Raw genomic sequence first — 18924 nt, 5'->3', positions numbered from 1 at the left:
CGACGCGTAACTTCTATCAAGTTTATACATTGGCAGCATCACGTAGGTCCACCGTAGGCCACGGGATTACCCATAATTCGCTTAGTATCTAACGCGAAATTATTTCATCATTTTGGTCATGTTCTGTGAAATGAGACGGTATTCGCCCCATTATTGCCGTAATTCACATGGTAGCGGCGATCTACACGCAGAATTTGCGCTATTAACCCACTATTTACCCTAAGGATTAAAAAATGGATCCAGAAGTTTTGAAATCGGTGCAAAACCGCAAAGTGATTCGTTTCTTGACCAATTCATGGGCTGCGTAAGGCGGTTGACGTGTATTTTTTAAAATTGAATTGAGCAATTGCAAGCGACATGCGCGGACCGGAAAGTTTTATGGGGCCCTTTAGGCATGTCTTGGAAAAAACCAGAATTTGGAAAATCCGCAGCAGACACGCCCATGACTGAGGGGCTGGATGCAGACCACATTAAGTGGTTGGAGGAAAGTGGAATGGCGCGACAAAACCCTGCAGCAGCACACCGCGCGGACCACTCTTCTTATTCAGATGAATATGCGCATGCCGACCAGCAACCACGCAGACAACATTCAAGCTCGCAGGAAGCGGCCATGAATGAGGTCGCCGAGGCTTTAGGCCGCCTGATGCAAGCCGAACAGGGCCGTCCACCCAAAGCCCCGCGTGATCGTCGCACAGGTGATCGCTTCGCGCAGACGCCGCAGCCACACGCTCCACGATCACATGAACCGTATCCACACGAGCCTCGCTCGCGTGACCCGCATATGCATGACCCTCGTCTGCACGATCCCCACTACACTGATCCTCGGGACCCATGGCACCGCGCTGACTTGAGAGCAGGGCTGGACGAGTCCACCAGCCCGTATGCCTATGAAGACCGCTATGATCCGGCCATGGATCAGCGCCGTGACATCCGTGATGGTTTCTCGCGCGACCCGTATAGGCACCCGCGCTCACCGATGATGCCCGAACACATGACACCCGGACACATGGCGCCCGCACATGAACAAGCATCACATCGTCCTGCACCGCAGGCGCCTGCCGCACCCACGCCGCCGCGCCATCGTGAGCCGTATGCTGAGCGTGCACCCATGCAGCCGTCTGCACTGCAATCTTTCGCTGCTCCTGCAGATCCTGCGCCGCAGGAGAGAAAACAGTGGGCGGCACCTGCTGCTGGTCGCGAAGAGACACAAGAGGCTGTGCATTCCAAAGTCCAGCGCATTACCTCCGTGCTGGATGCGCTGAACGCCCTTGATGCACGCCTCGACTCCCTTGCGCACAATGAGAATGAAAAAGGCAAGGGCATTCCGCCAAAGCATCAGCCTGAACAGCCAGAACAAAGCCGGACATTCGCCACGCCTGAGAGCGCCTATCCACCAATTACCCAAATGGAGCCGCGCTTTGATACCGGCGTAAGGCCGCACGGTGTGGAGGCAACACCTGAACAACCAGCAAAATCCGGTAATTACACCGAACTGAACACAATGATCGACGGCCACTTCAAGCAGTTGGCCGCAAAGCTTGATACCTTGCGAGAGCCGGATGAAGAGCGGATTGAGCAGTTGCATGATGGCATGCAAACCCAGCTCAACAGCCTGCGCGATGAAATGATGGATCGCACCACCGACAACCGCACGCAGCTTTCAGAGATCATTGGCCGCCTGCGTGATGAAGAGGGCAACGGCCTGCTGCTGAAAGAACTGCGCCACGAACTGGAGCAGATGAAAGCGGCTCTGTCGCGCTCAGACATCGAAGACAGCCTCAAAGCCTTGGGCCTCGCCCACGAGTCTATTCAGTCCCGCCTGCAGGAACTCTCCGAAAAGCACGTTGATCCGGCAATTTACGAGAGCCTCTCCGAGCGCATGGCCGAAGTGGAAGCGCAAATCCGCCAGTTGCCACGGGTAGATCAGCTCAATTCTCTGGAAAGCCGCTTGTCTTCCATGGGTGATCGGCTGGAAGATGTTTTGCACCGCTCAGGCGCCGCCGGTCTTGAGGTTGTGCGTGAAGATGTTGCACAGTTGAGAACGGTGATTGATCGTCTGGATTCAGGCCGCATGATCCATGATGTGGACCAACGCATCCGTTTCCTCACCGCCCGTATGGATGAGCTTGACCATTTCTCCGCAATCCAGCGCGATATCCAGTCTCGTCTCACCAGCGTTGAAACACGCATGCCCGATGAGGGTGAGATTGATCGCTTGCACGGACGCTTGGACTCCATCTCCAACATTCTGGCAGAAGGCCCTGAACACGCTGGCAACAATGAACAGCTCAAGCGCATGGAAGAGCGCCTTGCTACCATCGGTGAGCAGCTGCAGCGTATGGAGCGCAGCCCGGAAACCGCAACCGGACTTGAGCAAGCATTTTCCTCAATCGAAGGCCGACTTGAACACCTGTGTACCAAGGTTGATGACATCGAAGTCCGTCTGACGGAAACCGCCTTCGAAGTTGCGTTGAACGAGAATGAAAGCGCCGCGCTTGCCCGACTTGAGCAGCGTGTGATGACGCTGACCCAGATGGTGGAAGACAGTGCCCACGGTGGCTCCTCCGACAGGGCCATGTCCATGATCCGCGCTGAGATCGGTGAACTGCGCGGCCATATCGGTGCTCTGGCAACCACCGGCGATATTGAAAGCCAGCTGCAGGAACTGGCAACAACAATTGCCAGCCCTACCGGTCTGTCCTCTGATGTTGAGCTGGACCGGTTGGAGCAGCAGATTGCGGGCCTTTCCCAAAAGCTGGATATGTCCAAGACCCAGTTCGCCTCTATCGGTGAGTTGGAAAACAGCTTCGGCTCCATTGAGCAGGAACTGAAGGGCCTGCACTCCGACATGGCCAATAAGGCGCAGCAGATCGCACAGGATGCGGTAAAGGCGGCCACCGACAAACTTGCACTTGGCAATGGCGCAGAGCAGGGTGAAGCCGTTGAAGCTGCCATCTCTGCATTGCGCCTTGATCTGCAATCCCTGCTGGAAGCCTCTGGTCAGAAAGACGATGCCGACCAGCACGCCTTGCAAGACCTGCGAAATGTTCTGGGCACCATTTCCAACCGTTTGGAAAATCTGGAAAGCATCCGCAACGCCATCGGCAAGACCGAGATCTCCAGAGAACATCAGAAGCTGGTGGGTGACAAACAGCTCGGCAATATCCTGAGCGCCTTTTCTATGGGCCGCAAAGGCAGCATGGAGGAGCAGAGAGCTGATGAGCCGGAAGGCCCACGCAACCGCAAAGCAGATTTCATCGCGGCAGCCCGCCGCGCTGCAAAAGCAGCGGCCATGGAAGCAACAGAAACCAGCAAAGCGGATGAAAAACCCGCCGCCGCCAAGAGCAAAGCTCCTGAACGGGCGCGCCGCCTGCGCGATTACATCAGCCCCAACAGCGCCGCTGAGGAGAACGCACCAGAAAGCCTGCGCGCCGAAAAGGCAGCGGCCACTGCACAGGTGCTCAGCAAGCTTCAGGTTGCTGAAGAGCCAATCGCCCTGAGCGAAGAGGACATGCTCCCGCAAAACCCGGAGCCAGAAACCAAAAAGCTGGCCCGAGAACCAATCAACCTGTCCGCCGCACCGGTGGAGCTGGGCAAAACCGAAAAGCCTGCCAAAGCCGGAAAAGCGAAAAAGGCCAAGAAGCCCACAAAAGGTAAAAAAGCAGAAAGCAAATCCAGCCGCCGCCGCGCCATCATGCTGGCCGCAGCAGCACTGTTGCTGACCATTGGCACCCTGCAGGTATTCGACACAGGCCTGCTCTCCGGTGAAGATGGGGTCGATACTGCTGGCTCAACCAACCCGCCAAGCATCATGGCACCCGATGCCGTAATGCCGGGTCACGACAACTCCTCTATGCTGAGCGAAGAACTGGATGCCATCGCAGCTCCTGAATATGTCGCCAGCACACCTGCTGTGCAGCCAGAGCCAGCGGTTCCATCACCCGTCAGCGCTCAAAGTATCTGGCAGTCCGGTTCTGCAACTACGCGCTCTGAACCAACCAAAGAGGTGATCTTTGGCCAGACAACTGGCATTGGCTCAGCACAAGCTAACCAGAAAGTAGCCTCCTCCGAGGCAGCAGACCCGCTCACAACCGCAAGCGTACCAACCACAACGGCGAGCACCTCTGTGTTTGGCGATATCCAGATGCCGGTCATCCCCAAGGAGCCTGTCCAGCAGGTCACCCCTGAGCAGACCGCCTATGACCTGCCATACGCCATCGGACCGATTGCTCTGCGCTCCGCAGCAGCAGCAGGTGCCGCAGAAGCACAGTTTGAAGTGGCCCGCCGCTACACTGAAGGTAATTTGGTCCCGGCAAATCTGGGCGTCGCCGCAGACTGGTATCGCAAAGCCGCGTCACAAGGTCTGGCACCAGCACAATATCGCCTTGGCAGTCTTTACGAGAAGGGCCGCGGCGTTCCAAGAGACCTGACCTTGGCACGGGACTGGTATTCACTGGCAGCTGCGCAAGGCAACATCAAAGCCATGCACAATCTGGCCGTTCTGTTTGTTGAAGGCATAGATGGCAACCCCGACTACGCCTCCGCCGTGAAATGGTTCCGCATCGCAGCCGATTACGGTGTTGCAGACAGCGAGTTCAACCTTGCAATCCTCGCCGCCCGAGGTCTGGGCATGGAGCAGGATCTGGTGGAAAGTTATAAGTGGTTTGCGCTTGCCGCCATGCAGGGCGATGCCGATGCCGCTGCCAAACGTGATGAGGTTGCAGCCAAGCTGACCAACAGGCAGCACACCCAGGCATTGCAAGCCGTAGCGGCCTTCAAGATGAAGTCGGTTGATCCGGATGCAAACAATGTGGAAATCGATAGCAGGTGGACTGATAAGCAGAAAACCACCGTTTCACAAACAGGTTCCCCATCTGTGAAGAAAATACAACAAGCCTTGCTCAATATGGGGTTTGATCCGGGCAGTCCGGATGGTGTAATGGGACCAAACACAAGGCGCGCAATCAAGAGTTTGCAAGCGCGTCTGGGAATGGAAGCAACGGGCGAACCTGACAAGCGTCTAATGATGGCGTTGGCATCTGAGACCATATAATTTCACGTTACTAGGGGATTTCTGGTTAGATTTGCACTTGCTGCTCCGCGTAGATTGACAGAGCGTCTGGAATGGCGCTTAACACTCTACAATGATGTTGGATGAAAGGTGACTTAACGCACGCAAGGGCAGGTCACCTGTGTTACCCGCGGTGCTATTTTGCAGATCTATCTACCCATCGCAGAACTGCCGATTAATGTTTTTATGATCTTCGCCATGGGCGGAACTGTCGGGTTCCTCTCAGGGCTTTTCGGCATTGGAGGCGGCTTTCTTCTCACGCCGTTGCTCATCTTCTCCGGAATCCCCCCGGCTGTGTCCGTTGCCACCGTCACCACACAGATTGTAGCCTCCTCCGCATCCGGCGTTCTGTCCTATTGGCGCAAGGCCGGTATTGATTTCAAACTCGCCGGTGTTCTGCTGTGTTCAGGTATTGTCGGTTCGGCCCTAGGCGTCTGGATTTTTGGCATTCTGCAAAGCCTCGGCCAGCTGGATCTGGTGATCTCCCTGTCCTACGTCACCTTCCTCGGCACCATTGGCGTGCTGATGCTGGGTGAATCCGTAAAAGCCATCATGCGCCGCAAAAATGGTGAAGCCCCGACCGGCCGCAGACCCGGACAGCACAACTGGGTGCACGGCCTGCCGTTCAAGATCCGCTTCCGCCGCTCCAAACTATATGTCAGTGTAATCCCAATCTTCGGCATCGGCAGCTCCATCGGTTTCCTCGGCTCGGTCCTCGGCATTGGCGGCGGCTTCATGATGGTGCCCGCGCTCATCTATCTTCTACGCGTCCCGGCCCACATCGTAATTGGCACCTCGCTGCTGCAGATCCTCGGCACCATGGCCGTGGCAACGTTCCTGCACTCCATCAACACCCAGTCCGTTGATATTGTGCTGGCACTCACGCTTATGATCGGCGGCGTGATCGGCGCCCAGTTTGGTGCTCAGGTGGGGCAGGGCATGCGTGGTGAACACCTGCGCCTCGGCCTCGGCCTGCTCGTGCTCCTTGTCGGCCTGCGCTTTGCCTACAACCTCATAGTGGAACCCGACGATCTCTATTCCGTCACCGTGATTGAGGAGCCGGTCAGATGAGGTACATCACCCACTCCCTGCTCACAGTCCTGACACTCAGCCTGCTCGCCCTCACATCGCTCACACCTGCACTGGCTGAACGGCTCGTATCGGCAATCTCCTCCTCCCAGGTTGCAATCACCTCCAACTTCACCGGAACTCAGATTCTCGTCTATGGCGAGATTGTACGGGATGCAGAAACCGTCCCACGCAGTGGTGACCAGGATCTGGTGGTCGTGGTGGAAGGTCCGCTAGAGCGTGTCACCACATGGCGCAAGGATCGTATACTGGGTGTCTGGATCAACGCCACATCGCAAACCTACATAGCGGTCCCAAGCTTCTATGCGGTGCACACCACCGATGACCTGCGCAACATCGCCTCTGAAAACTGGCTAAAGCAATACCGCATCGGGCTGGATAACCTGCCGCTCGCAGCGCTGGGCTCACGTGCACCTGCCGCTGAACGTCTTGCCTTTAAGGAAGCGTTTCTGCGCGCCCGTGTTCAAAATGGCCTTTATACGCAGGTCTCCAGATCCATCAATTTCCTGAGCCCCACGCTTTTCTCGACAACAGTCGACCTGCCAGCCAACATCCCCACAGGGGAATACAAGATCACCACCTTCCTCTTCAGCGGAGGCGTGCTGCTCGACCAGCAAGAGCAGGTGCTGACAGTGGCAAAAACCGGCTTTGAACAGGTGACCTTCTCACTCTCGCGCCAGCACCCTGCGGTATACGGCGCGCTTGCTGTCATGCTGGCCCTGTTCACAGGCTGGGTCGCAGGCGTGATCTTCAAGAAAGATTAGAGGGTGAGCTTGCCCGACAAGCAGCTCATAGCCAGCCGTTAGACAAAGAAAAAGCCCTCAACGAGGGCTTTTTTTATTAGTCGCTTATCAGCTTGGAGGCAGTGAATGGGAACAAGCGCCCGTTCCCCAGCATGAAGACCGAGAACCGCCGCTCCGCAAACACCTTTGAGAACGCGTTGTCCATCACATTCAGGCCCCCGGTAAGGGCCCCAAAGGCGGGCAGCATCAGCCGGTTGCCGTTGGTCGCAAAACAGGCCCTACGCACGGTCCGGCCCATGCGGCGCACCTTGGCTGCGGGATGCAGGTGCCCGCAGATCTCGCCGCAATCTGCATCTTCATTCGGCTCATGGCGGAAACACAGAGAGCTGATTGACAGCTCCTCAAAGCGCTCCCCGCAAACGCTCGGCGCAATCTCCGGGTCATGGTTGCCTGTAATCCAGATCCACTCACGCCCCAGCTGCATTGTCGCCAGCATGGCCCGATAGGCCGCTGGCATGCGCGCAGAGCTTTCGCTGTCGTGGAAGCTGTCGCCAAGACAGATCACACGACGCGGGCTGAAAAGGTCAATCAACGCTGCTAGTTTTTCAAGGGTCGCTGCAGTGTCATACGGCGGCAACATAACGCCCTTAGTCTTTGCAATGCTGGCGGCTTTCTCCAAATGGAGATCAGAGACCACAAGGGTCTGCTCCTCTGGCCACCACAGGCCTCCGCTATCGTGCAGTCCGACTAGTTCTTGTCCAAGAGACAAGTCGTGACAGACAGGTACGGGTTGGCGATAACTCGGTTCTACTCGTGGCTGCAACTGACGATTCACGCTCACAATTGGGCCTCCAGTAACAAATCATCTGCTGCATCTGCGAGCAGCTCCTCCGTCGCGCTTCCAAAGATTGGCTCTTTCCCAATTTCCAGTAGAACCGGAACAGCCAATGGCGAAACGCGACTCAACGCACTATGCGTGATTCTTTTATCGATACGAGAAAGAAAGTGACCTAACCGAGAGATATCCAAAAGTCCTGTTGCCGCATCAGTCCATGTTGCTTGTAAAAGTAGGTGATCCGGCTCGTGTTCGTGCAGTACGTTATAAATAAGATCCGTATTTATAGTTATCTGTCGCCCCGTTTTCTCTTTGCCGGGGTGGCGTCTTTCAACAAGACCAGAGATCATGGCACAATTTCTAAAGGTACGTTTCATCAAACTACTTTCAGAAAGCCATGCTTCCAGATCATCGCCAAGCATGTCTTCTTCGAACAATTCATCCAGCCGGAGCCGCCCGCTGGTGATCGCGAGCCCCAAGTCTCGCAGCCCCCAAAGCGCCAATGAATACTCTGTGGCCACAAACCCGAGGGGGTGCAGACCAGCGCGCTCAAGTCGTCGGGTCAGCAACATACCCAATGTCTGGTGCGCCAGCCGACCTTCAAACGGATAGCACACCAGATAGTGTTTATCGTTCCGCGGAAAGGTCTCAACAAGAAGACGCTCGTACTCGGGTAATTGTGATTTTTCTTTCTGAAGTTCCAACCATTCACGAACCTGACCTGGCAAGGAAGACCAACTGTGCGGATCAGAGGCAAAGCTGCGCACACCTTCAGCAAGGTAGGTGCTGAGCGGAAACTTGCCGCCCTGATAGCTCGGAATCTTCGGGTCCTGCGAGGCGCTGCGCGACACATAAGCCTCGCTTTCCTTCAGTCCCTCAAACTTCAACACCTGACCGGCAAACACGAAGGTGTCGCCCACCGCCAGCTGCTCGATGAACCACTCTTCAATCTCACCCAGCATCTTGCCGCCAAAGCCAAGCGGACGCTTGCTGTTTGGTCCGCGCGGCTTCACCTGCCGCACCTTCAGCGTGGCTGCATCTAATATGGTGCCGGAATTGAGACGGTATTGCTGGGCAAACTGAGGATGGGAAACCCGGTAAAGGCCCTCCTTGGTGGGCCGCAACTTGGCGTACCGGTCATAGGCTTTGAGCGCATAACCGCCCGTCGCCACAAACTCCACCGCCTTCACAAATAGATCATACTCCAGATGTCGATAGGACTGGCTGCTGATCACTTCTTCATAAAGCTTTTCCGGCTCAAAGGGAGCCGCACAGGCAACGCACATAATGTGCTGGGCCAGAACATCCAGTCCGCCCTGACGAAGCGGTGGCGTATCTTGCACACCCGCCTCGGAGGCTTCCAGTGCCGCCTGACACTCCAGCACCTCAAACCGATTGGAGGGCACCAGAATAGCTTTGGAGGCCTCATTCATGCGGTGATTGGCGCGTCCGATACGCTGTGCCAACCGGCTCGCCCCTTTAGGAGCGCCCACATTGATCACCAGATCGATATCGCCCCAGTCAATGCCAAGGTCCAGCGAGGAGGTACACACCACCGCCTTCAGCTGTCCCGCCGCCATATGCGCTTCCACCTTGCGCCGTTGCCCCACGTCCAGTGAGCCATGGTGAAGCGCGATCGGCAGCGTTTCCTCATTGATGCGCCACAGCTCCTGAAACAGCCGTTCTGCTTGGGAGCGTGTATTTACAAACACCAGTGTGGTGGTATGCGCTTTGATCTCCTCATAGATCTCCGGTAGTGCATAAATGCAGGAGTGCCCGGACCACGGCAGACGCTCTTTTGTTTCCAGTATGCTGATATGCGGCTTGGCTCCGCCCTTGGCCTGCACAATCTCCGCAAGGTTCACCTGCTGCGACAGCGGTTGCTCCACCAAATAGGCCCGCAAGTCATCAGGGTGCGCAATGGTGGCTGAAAGCCCGATGCAGCGTAGGTTGGGCGCCAGCTTGCGCAAACGTGTCAACGCCAAAGCCAGCAGATCCCCGCGTTTGGACGTCACCAGCTCATGCAGCTCATCCAAAATCACAAACTGAAGATCAGCAAACAGCCGCGCGGCATTCTTGTCAGAAAGCAGCAGTGAGATCTGCTCCGGCGTCGTCAGCAGAATATCAGGCGGAAGGCGCTTCTGGCGCTGCTTCTTATGGCTCGGCGTATCACCGGAGCGGGTCTCCAGCTTGATGGAAAGACCCATCTCTTCAATGGGCACCTCAAGGTTGCGGTGAATATCCGTTGCCAATGCCTTGAGCGGAGACATGTAGAGCGTGTGAAGCCCACTGGAGCCGGATGAGACGGCAGCACCTGCCTTGCGCTTGTCTGCTGCGCTGCGTTGATGAAGATCCACCAGACTTGGCAAGAAGCCTGCCAGCGTCTTACCGCCGCCTGTTGGCGCAATTAAAAGCGCAGAGTTACCCGCCCGCACATTTGCAAACAGCTCTAGCTGGTGCGCACGCGGTGCCCAGTTGCGGCTTTCAAACCAGTTGGTGAAGACAGCAGGTAGGTGAGGGGTGTCTGGCAATGACGAATGGTCCGATCCGGAAAACAAGTGAGCGCACTTTGCCACCAATGATCGCATGTGCCAATCATAAACGGGGCAAACCAAGAACATTTTAGCTTGCGCACGTCCCAAGGGGAACAAACCAATTTGCTCAGCCTTTTTCTGTCAAACCATGAGATTTATTCTGTGAGTGGTTGGGATAGCTGCATAAAAAGCGGAGAATACCCATGAAATTTGTTTTCTTCTGAAAAAAGGACTAGAAAACTGCGCTCTATGCGCGGCATATAAGCGGTAAGAGGCTTAAAAGCTTGATCTTTGTGAGGAATGCTGGCTCATTAAAAAGCTGGAAAAAGAGGCTGTCACTATGAGTGTTCAGGATGAAACGGAACTAATGCTCTCCGAGCTGTTTGATAGCTATGCAGATGGCTATGAAGATTATGATGCGGCACGGATTTCTGACTGTTTTGCCTTCCCCTGTGTCGTATGGCAATTGGATGCGGGCCACGTCTTCAAAGACAAGACAGAACTCATCGAGAATATCGATGCGCTGCTCGAAGTTCATCGTGAGCACTATGTGACCGCTTCTATCTACGAAGTGGTCTCTTCACACATCTCCGGCTCCACTGCCAGCGTCAGCCTTGATTGGCAGCAGGAAGATGATGAAGGCGAAGTTGTCTTCGACTTCACTTGCCACTACTTGCTCATCAACATCGAGGGCGCGTGGAAGATTGCAAGCATCGTGAACGAACCCTCCTGAGGAAGATCTGTTTGCCACGCACCGGTACGCTCAAAGGAGCGTAGATCGCTCAGCTGAGTTGTTCATGGTGTAATGCCTGAATGAGACGGACCACAGCTGGGGTCCGCTCCGTCCACTGCGAGAAGATGAAGCTCCCGACGCATGAGTTTGGGAGCTTTTTGCTTTCAGCTCAAAAAACACGTGATCAACGCAAACCAACGCACAAAATCGCGCAAACGGAAAATCAAGATCTACGAAAAGCATACGCTCAGCGCGTTTTTGTGAACGACAACAAGCAGATGGCCCATTGAAATAAGATGATTTTTGCCGGAGGATAGCGCATAAACAGCCGGTAGGGATCACACATGACTGCACAGATTGATTACTTCTATACGCACCTGTCACCATGGGCATATCTGGGTCATCAGGAGTTTCGGCGCATTGCGGATAAGTACGGCGTTACCGTCACCTTCAGGCCGGTTAACCTCGGCGTCGTGTTCCCGCTCACCGGTGGCCTGCCTTTGGGTAAGCGCCATCCTGCACGCCAGCGCTACCGCTTCATAGAACTCCAACGCTGGGCAGAAAAGCGCGGTATTTCAATCAACTACAAACCCGCCCACTTCCCGACCAACATCGCACTGGCAGACACCATCGCAATCCAGCTACAGGAGGAGGGCGGACCGGTCGCCACTTATTCCCAAAAAGTGTTCGAAGCAGTCTGGCAAAACGACCTGGACGCCGCCGACGAACAAGTCCTAGCCGCCATCCTGAACGGGCTCGACCTCGACGCGGATAACCTGATCGCCGCAGCCAAGTCCGAGAGACTGCAAGAGGCCTACACAGCAAATTCCCACATGGCCGAAAAAGCCGACTCCATCGGTTCTCCAACATATCTGCTCAACGCCGAGCCATTTTGGGGACAAGACCGCCTCGACCTTCTGGAAGATGCGTTGAAATCTGGCAGGGGCCCCTACCAAAGCCTCTGATAATCCCCATCTCACTACTGTATCTGATTGGATAGTCAAAGGGCGGTGATTGCTGGTAAGATGGAAGCCGTACCTGAGGGCAGGTATGGTGCTGCAACCTTCTGCCGCTGTAAGTCATTGACGAATAAGAGAGATGGGAAGAAACCGTGAAACAGTCTTTTCTGGCTAGTGGAATCCTGGCGGCTGCGATCGCAATGGGAGCCCAAAGCGCATTCGCCGAAAGTGAGCAGGAAGTTCCCGTTCGCTTTGAAATGCAGCAGACAGATAAGGGGGTGGTACGGCTAGACACCCGCACGGGGATAGTTTCTCTGTGCACCCACAAAGGAGACAAGCTCGTATGCCAGCCCTCAATCGACGGTATCAAGGTTTATGAGGAAGAAATTACCCGTCTGGAAACAGAAAACAGCACGATGCGTCAGGAGCTTAGGGATATCTCCGAAGCACTTGCCACCCTCACCGAAGACGCCAGCGTAGCCGCTATCAAACCAAAACCCGGCCTCGACCTTTCCCTCGCAAAACCAAAAGACGAAGGCTGGTTTGGTGAAGAAGAAGAAGAAAAACTAAACGATGCCTTGCAATTCACCGAAAACGCAATGCGCCGGTTTTTCTCTGTTGTCGAAGAAATGAAAGACGATTTTCAAAAAGAATGATGGTGACGCACCAGCCAGATAGGCTAGGGCATAAAAAAACCGCCTTCAGCTGAAGGCGGTTTTTAACATATTGATTTAACAGCTTATTGGCTCTGCAGTGCCACCAGCGCAGTGCGGATTTCTTCGGTCATCGGAACAGTCTTACGGCTGTCCAGATCCATGCTGATGGACACCTGATCACACACCGCAGCCAAACGCTTGGTACGGCTTTCAAACAGATGATGACGGATTGTGAACGTTTTATCCTGAACACCGGTAATCGTTGAGATCACCTGAACCATGTCACCGACCTTCAGCGGACTGATCCACGAAAGCTTCTGCTCCAGCGCAACACGGCCATATTCGTTCTTGTCCAGCCACGCAGTGTTCATCGGAGTCCGCTCCCACACATGCGCAGCCGCGTCGGAGAAGCAGGAAAGCGCAAACGCGTCTTCAGCTTTCTGCTCGGCGTTCAGATTCCGTGGCAGAACGGTTGACCGACCGGTCACTTGCGCGCCGCTCTTCATCAGATCATCAATGGTAGGCTTGCCGGAAAACGGGCTTGGAGAAATGCCGCGCGGCACAGCAGCCTTGGAGATATTCTCTTCAACTTCTTTAAAGCGAGTACGCAACTGCTTGGCAGAACTAGGGTTTGGCGTATACCCGTCGATGGCTGTTGCACAGACTTCTCCGGTGGAGCCCTCAATCATTTCATGCACAACAGAGAACATGTGCGGCCCGTCAAAGGCCACATAGGACTTGACGGTAATCAGGGATGCAGCAACCAGTTCCACATGGTAGCGCACGTGGCGAACCCGCCGCGCCCCAACCAACGCTTCGCTAAATCCGGTCATCATTCTAAATTGACGGTCAGCTTCTTCAAACTTGGAGAAGTAAAACTGCACGTTCAGATGGTCGTTCTCGTCGCATTCCCATGTATTCACAAACGAGAGAAGTGTTTCTAAGCTTGCCATATCCAACCCTTTGTGCAGCCTTGGTCCATAAGCGCTACTGCGATACCTAACCAATTGTTAACAACTGGCTCAGGTCGAACCGAATTTCGTCCGAAAAAAACTATCTATCCTTTGGGTGCTCAGCTTGGCAAGAGCAATATCAAAACTTTGAAAAACATGACATCCATGGGGATAAACCTCCACTGAAGTGTCCACCTCAGCAGATTTCAACCTTGAGGCGAGGAAATAAGTGTCGTCCTGAAGAGGGTCTGCTGTACCCACGCTCAGCAGAGTTGGCGGTAGCCCTTCAAGGCGAGCATAAAGGGGGGATATGTCCGGAGCTTCCGGGTGCTCCTCACCAAGAAGGTAATGGCGCACATACATCTGCAGGTCGCGGGTGGTGGGGAAAAGCAAGCCCTCACCCCATAAACGGGCGGAGGGCGTCAGTCCCAAATCATACCAGCCTGCTGTTAAAACCATGGCCTTGAACGGGATCATCCCGTGTTTGTCGCGCAGGCGTATAGCACTGGTCAGCGCAAGACATGCCCCCGCACTTTCGCCTGTCAGAGCAAAGTCACTCCAGCCGTACTGGCTTGAACCTTCATTTAAAACCCAGTGGCAGGCCGCTTCGCAATCATCCGGGCCCTGCGGAAAAGGGTGTTCCGGTGCAAGGCGATACTCCACGGAAATTACGTCCAGACCTGTGTTTTTTGCCATCCCTTCCAGATAGGGGTCCTGAAACGATGCAGAACCAAAAACAAAGCCGCCCCCATGAAAATGAATGATCACGCCCTTGGTGGGATTGTCATCAGCCTTGAACAGGCGCAGCGGGATGGGCCCATTGGGCCCTTCAATCTCAAGCTCCTCCGCATTTTCCGAATAAGTCGGAATAGGAAACGCTCCTAGCCCCTCTAGGCGTCGGTCTCGGGTGACAGAGGGGGGGAAACTCCAAGGATCGGGCAGGGCGCGTAGCTGCTCGGTCATTTCCTTATTAAACGCTTTTGCTTCAGCAAGTGCCTCTTGACTTATCGACACAGGAGCGAAATTCTCAGCCATGTAGTTTCTCCGAAACCTACAATAAGATGTTGCCAATATTTCTGTTATAGAAGTTGTCGCGTAATCTTGCGTCAATGGCAACGACACGATCTTAACTAACGAACAATAAGGGATATGTTTTTACCATGTCGGGTTGGTCAAAAACAAAGAAGAGCTGCGAGGTCTGGACCATCGACAGCGGTCACACGCAGCTCACTCAGTCAATGGGGCGACTGGTTTTCATGACCGAGGGGCTAGGCTTTTACGAAGTTACCAATGAGATCCGGGATTGGAGTAAGTCACTCCAGCTCAAAGACGGTCTGCTCACCCTGTTCATTCGCCACACGTCCGCTTCGATCACCATTCAGGAGAACGCCGACCCAACCGTACAGCAGGACCTGCAAAAGGCCCTGGCGAACGTGGCACCGGAAGATGGTGGCTGGCTCCACTCCTATGAAGGCCCGGACGATATGCCTGCACATATCAAAACTATGCTAACCGGCGTGTCCCTTCAAATTCCGGTCGTCGATGGCGAACTTGATTTAGGCACATGGCAGGGCATCTATCTGATTGAGCATAGAAAAGCACCCCATCGCCGCTCAATGACCCTGCATTACCTTGGCTCGTAAGGAGCCGTAGCTTAGTCAGACAAACTCGCGACAACACTCACAAACCAAAGCGCCAGTGCAACAGCCATCGCCTTTTTGGAATACTCATGATAGGCGACGCGCAAAGCATCACTATGCAATCTGTTTGGGTCTCGTGAACCGTTCTCTTGATCTTTGATCAAAGCCCAAGCATCATCGCCGTCGTTCTTGCCATCCGGCATAATCCAGGCCTTGTAAATCAGCGCGGCGCTCAGAGCGATAATAAGCAGAGCCCCGGCACGGAATGAACTAGCCGGATCAAAGCTGAGCGCTGCCATAATGAAGAGCACTCCAACGCAATAAAATCCACAAATACGTGCAACGCTGGCTCGGGCAGCGCGTTGTAAAGCGTCCATAGGTTTCTCCTAGGCTTCTATAGGAGATAGAATATAAGCGCAGAACTATTGAATTCGACTTATCGTAAGTTGTAAATTTGAAACGGCGTAAATGGACTGCAAACGGACACTGGTAGTTGTAATAGTTTAATTATAATTTTATGAGAATTACACCTTAACTTCCGCAAGTTCTTCTTCTTTATCATTGTCAGAATTATCAGATAGGTCGGACGAGAGATCTTTTTCACTTGGTTGCTCAAGCAAACCAGCCAGATAAATATGTTTCTTACCTTCAGAAAAACCAACAAAACTTAATGAGATTCCGACAGTAAACCCAAGGAAAACACCAAAGAACCCGCCCATCTCAGCTGGAAAGCCAAACCAGAAACCGGTCCAACCGTTGCTGACAGCAAGAGCATAAAGCAGTGTCGATACTGCTCCGGTCAACATGGCGCTATACGCCGCTACGGCATGAAGTTTGCTCCACCAGCAGGAAAGAACCAGCACCGGAAAGAATGCAGCCGCTGTCAGCGAGATGGAAAGCACCAGCGTGTCCAGAAACAGCAGACGTTGGCTATAAGCAAGGTAAGTGACCAGAGCAAAAACGGTGAGGACAACAACACGTGCCAAAACCAGTTTCTGGTTCATGGACGCCCGCGGTAGAGCGAAGGCCTCGATAAGATCCCGGGAAACGCATGTTGATAGCGCCGTCAAAAGTGCTGAACTGGCCGCAAGTGCTGCCGCTACAATCCCGGACCTGATCAGCGCAGCGATCAGTCCGCTTTGATATCCCTGATCAAGCGCATTGGGTCCAAGGAGGCTTTGAAGACGTTCGTCTGCCAGGAAGAGGAAATAAGCTGATCCAACCACCGTAAGCAGCAAAAGGAAAGACAGTGAATACCCTGCAGCACGGCGCGAGGCTGACGCACTTGATGTTCCCTGCAACTTACTCAAAAGATGCGGCAGACTGGCCATGCCAACTGCAAAGAACAGAGCGGTCCCGATCAAAGGCCAGACCCCGCCAGCATAAGGCCCCTGTGTCAAGAACCAGCCAACGCTCGTGTTTTCAATGTCGATGATGGCAGAGAGTTGCTCGGTAAGAGAGGTGCCGACCACAGGTGTGAACCCGAAGCCGTCGGTAAGAGCAGGGGACGTCAGTTGATCAAGCCCCAGCAAGAGCAATGGTGAAAGGCAGGCAAAGATCATCAGCACACCCTGCAGCGCCTGTGTCCATATTGCCCCACTGAAACCGCCAAGGATAACCGAAACCAGCAAGACAATTGAGAACAGAAGAACGCCTGTGGTTGCGGAGGAGCTGAGCGATGTGGCTAGCACCTGACCGCCAACCAGTATCTCGGTGCATAACAGCGGAACCCCAACAAGGATGAGGAGTCCGCTGGCAACCACCCGAACCGTACTGCTTTGCAGACGTACGCCTAAAAATTCCGGAATGGTTACTGACCCAAACTTCCTGATCGGCGAAGCAAACAACACCGTACACAAAACCAGACTGCTCGCGCAGCCAAGCAGGATTGGAAAGCTGGCATACTCAGGCAGGAAGGTGAGGGACAGAAAGAGCGGAAACAAACTGCCCCCGACAAAACAGGCTGCCAGCGTCACGCCGGTCAGGCCCGCAGGAGCATTTTTGCCCCCCCATTGAAACTGGGAAAGCTTCATGGTGCGGGCAAGTATCCCCGCCGCAGCAAAAACGAACAGCGGCAGTAGCGCCATCAAGGCTTCAATAAGTATCTCAACCACGCCAGCTTTTTCCATCATGGCAAGGAGGCCGATCAGCAAAAAAAGCGCCAATGTGAACATGGAGAGTGCGAGCGGAAGACGGTTATACTGCGATTTATGCGGATCAAGGCTGGAGAGTGTCATGACTTGCTCTCCCGTCGTAGTGTCGAACTTGTACTGCCTTCGTCAAGCCTGTCCTGCGCTCCGCAAAACCATGAGGTCAGAACACTGGCGACAAAAAACAGTAGGCAGCCCCAAACATAACTATGAGACAGAGACCCCAAGAGGCCTCCAAGCTCGTTTTGGGAGGAGCTGGGATCTGAACCGGGAGTTCCGTAATAGAAAGCCAAGCTAAAGAAGACCAACCAGAGAGTGAGCGTAGCAGCCAGGAGTGCACGCGTTTTGGCCCAATAGGCGACTCTATTTGGTGTACGCACTCCCACCCCCAGTAATGATGCCCAACCTCCTAACACTCTACAGGCCACAGAGCGAACCGCTAGACTAAAATTCTACTACCCGATTACTAATCCCCAAACCTCACTGCTCCCGCCAACTAAAAAGCACAAATCTTGCGAGCCATACTTTGGGTGCAACTCTTGAGATCTGTATAGGCCTCCTCGCAATATCTTGATGATTACTGGCCGTTTTGCGAAGAAACAGCGTGAGATAGGTGAAAACAATCAACTTCATGCTTGCCAGCCCCTCCATGTTTCGCATAATGCTTTTGGATAGGGGGATGCGACCGGGTGTGACTCTGCGGAGTTCTATGGTTGTAATAGATCTATCGTGGCGTTTTGGGAGAGCTGCGAAACCTTCGTTTACGCTCCCGAGGCGTCGAAAACTGTAAATCTGATGATCTTATTTCGATGAGACGGATCGAAGACCATTGGAAGCAGTCCACGACAAGAAATGGAGGAGCACAGCGTGCAAAACGCGGTCCACCGCTTTATTATCGCTGATGACCACCCGCTGTTCCGTGGTGCAATGCGTCAAACAATCGAGAAGCAATTCGCATCGGTAAAGATTATCGAGGCCGGAAGCCTTGATGAAGTCACCGCTGCTCTCGATCGGGAAGAAGACGTAGACATGATCCTTCTGGATCTGTCCATGCCGGGCATGCGAGGGTTCTCTGGTTTAATGTACTTGCGTGCTCAATATGTGGGTGTGCCAATTGTGGTCGTATCCGGAACTGAGGATCCGACAACAATTCGCAGTGCCATTGAGTTTGGTGCGTCTGGGTATATTCCAAAGTCACTTGGAATTGATGTTATTCAGGATGGTGTTTCTGTTGTTCTGGAGGGAGGCGTTTGGATTCCACCGGACGTTGACCTGAATACAGTTGACGAAGCAACAAAAATGGCGCAGCGACTCGCCTCTTTAACACCGCAGCAGGTGCGCGTATTGATGATGCTGTCGCAAGGTTTGCTCAACAAGCAGATCGCCTATGAATTGTCCGTATCTGAAGCAACCGTAAAAGCACACGTTTCTGCCATCTTGCAGAAGCTGGGTGTTGAAAGCCGGACACAGGCAGTGATTGCGGCTGCCAAGATCGAAGCTGGCCAATGGCAAAGCATTGCTGGCTAGGCATCGTTTAGGTGACCAACAAAAAAGGCGCTCA

14 protein-coding genes are annotated in these 18924 nt (G+C 54.1%); 8 read left to right on the top strand and 6 right to left on the bottom strand.

The window, feature by feature from the left end:
• Positions 1-394: 394 nt before the first annotated feature.
• From IE076_RS03005 to IE076_RS02995, 3 genes are all read left to right on the top strand, one after another.
• Positions 395-5053, top strand: coding sequence for a peptidoglycan-binding protein (locus IE076_RS03005; RefSeq protein WP_189435219.1), 4659 nt, complete (start codon positions 395-397; stop codon positions 5051-5053).
• A gap of 159 nt (positions 5054-5212) precedes the next feature.
• Positions 5213-6142 (top strand): sulfite exporter TauE/SafE family protein, encoded by a 930-nt coding sequence (locus tag IE076_RS03000; RefSeq protein ID WP_189435217.1) that lies wholly within the window; start codon positions 5213-5215, stop codon positions 6140-6142.
• Positions 6139-6924 carry a TIGR02186 family protein gene (locus IE076_RS02995; RefSeq protein WP_189435216.1) on the top strand — a complete coding sequence of 262 codons (786 nt, stop codon included), beginning with the start codon at positions 6139-6141 and terminating at the stop codon, positions 6922-6924. The genes IE076_RS03000 and IE076_RS02995 overlap by 4 nt, the downstream gene beginning before the upstream one ends.
• Positions 6925-7000: 76 nt before the next feature.
• On the opposite strand, the gene pdeM is transcribed toward IE076_RS02995, so the two are convergent.
• On the bottom strand, positions 7001-7672 hold the full coding sequence (pdeM, locus tag IE076_RS02990) for a ligase-associated DNA damage response endonuclease PdeM (protein ID WP_189435602.1): 672 nt from the start codon (positions 7670-7672) through the stop codon (positions 7001-7003).
• A 68-nt stretch (positions 7673-7740) separates the two neighbouring features.
• Positions 7741-10269, bottom strand: a complete 2529-nt coding sequence (locus IE076_RS02985; RefSeq protein ID WP_189435214.1) for a ligase-associated DNA damage response DEXH box helicase — start codon at positions 10267-10269, stop codon at positions 7741-7743.
• A gap of 343 nt (positions 10270-10612) precedes the next feature.
• Here IE076_RS02985 and IE076_RS02980 point away from each other — a divergent pair, with 343 nt between their 5' ends.
• The 3 genes from IE076_RS02980 (at position 10613) to IE076_RS02970 (ending at position 12620) form a co-directional block, all read left to right on the top strand.
• A complete protein-coding gene (locus tag IE076_RS02980; protein WP_189435212.1) occupies positions 10613-11005 on the top strand; it encodes a DUF6841 family protein in 393 nt (130 codons plus the stop codon).
• A 344-nt stretch (positions 11006-11349) separates the two neighbouring features.
• Entirely contained in the window at positions 11350-11970 is a 621-nt protein-coding gene (locus IE076_RS02975) for a 2-hydroxychromene-2-carboxylate isomerase (RefSeq protein ID WP_189435210.1), read from the top strand.
• A gap of 146 nt (positions 11971-12116) precedes the next feature.
• The gene (locus IE076_RS02970; protein ID WP_189435208.1) at positions 12117-12620 is read left to right on the top strand and encodes a hypothetical protein; all 504 of its coding nucleotides are present in this window, start codon (positions 12117-12119) and stop codon (positions 12618-12620) included.
• Between the two features lie 83 nt (positions 12621-12703).
• Here IE076_RS02970 and IE076_RS02965 read toward each other — a convergent pair whose 3' ends face one another.
• The gene (locus tag IE076_RS02965) at positions 12704-13573 is read right to left on the bottom strand and encodes an acyl-CoA thioesterase (RefSeq protein WP_189435206.1); all 870 of its coding nucleotides are present in this window, start codon (positions 13571-13573) and stop codon (positions 12704-12706) included.
• 69 nt (positions 13574-13642) lie between these two features.
• Positions 13643-14608 (bottom strand): alpha/beta hydrolase, encoded by a 966-nt coding sequence (locus IE076_RS02960; RefSeq protein ID WP_189435204.1) that lies wholly within the window; start codon positions 14606-14608, stop codon positions 13643-13645.
• 125 nt (positions 14609-14733) lie between these two features.
• Here IE076_RS02960 and IE076_RS02955 point away from each other — a divergent pair, with 125 nt between their 5' ends.
• Entirely contained in the window at positions 14734-15216 is a 483-nt protein-coding gene (locus tag IE076_RS02955) for a secondary thiamine-phosphate synthase enzyme YjbQ (protein ID WP_189435203.1), read from the top strand.
• A gap of 11 nt (positions 15217-15227) precedes the next feature.
• Here IE076_RS02955 and IE076_RS02950 read toward each other — a convergent pair whose 3' ends face one another.
• Both IE076_RS02950 and IE076_RS02945 read right to left on the bottom strand, forming a co-directional pair.
• Positions 15228-15590: a hypothetical protein gene (locus tag IE076_RS02950; protein WP_189435200.1), complete on the bottom strand. Its 363-nt coding sequence runs from the start codon at positions 15588-15590 to the stop codon at positions 15228-15230.
• Positions 15591-15737: 147 nt separating this feature from the next.
• On the bottom strand, positions 15738-17450 hold the full coding sequence (locus IE076_RS02945; protein ID WP_189435198.1) for a sodium:solute symporter family transporter: 1713 nt from the start codon (positions 17448-17450) through the stop codon (positions 15738-15740).
• A 765-nt stretch (positions 17451-18215) separates the two neighbouring features.
• Here IE076_RS02945 and IE076_RS02940 point away from each other — a divergent pair.
• The gene (locus IE076_RS02940; protein WP_189435196.1) at positions 18216-18890 is read left to right on the top strand and encodes a response regulator; all 675 of its coding nucleotides are present in this window, start codon (positions 18216-18218) and stop codon (positions 18888-18890) included.
• The last annotated feature ends 34 nt before the right edge of the window (positions 18891-18924 follow it).

Source organism: Pseudovibrio japonicus (assembly GCF_014651595.1).
GTDB classification, from domain to species: domain Bacteria; phylum Pseudomonadota; class Alphaproteobacteria; order Rhizobiales; family Stappiaceae; genus Pseudovibrio; species Pseudovibrio japonicus.
The sequence above is the reverse complement of the archived record's forward strand: the minus strand, read 5'-3'. Positions and strand labels throughout refer to the sequence as shown.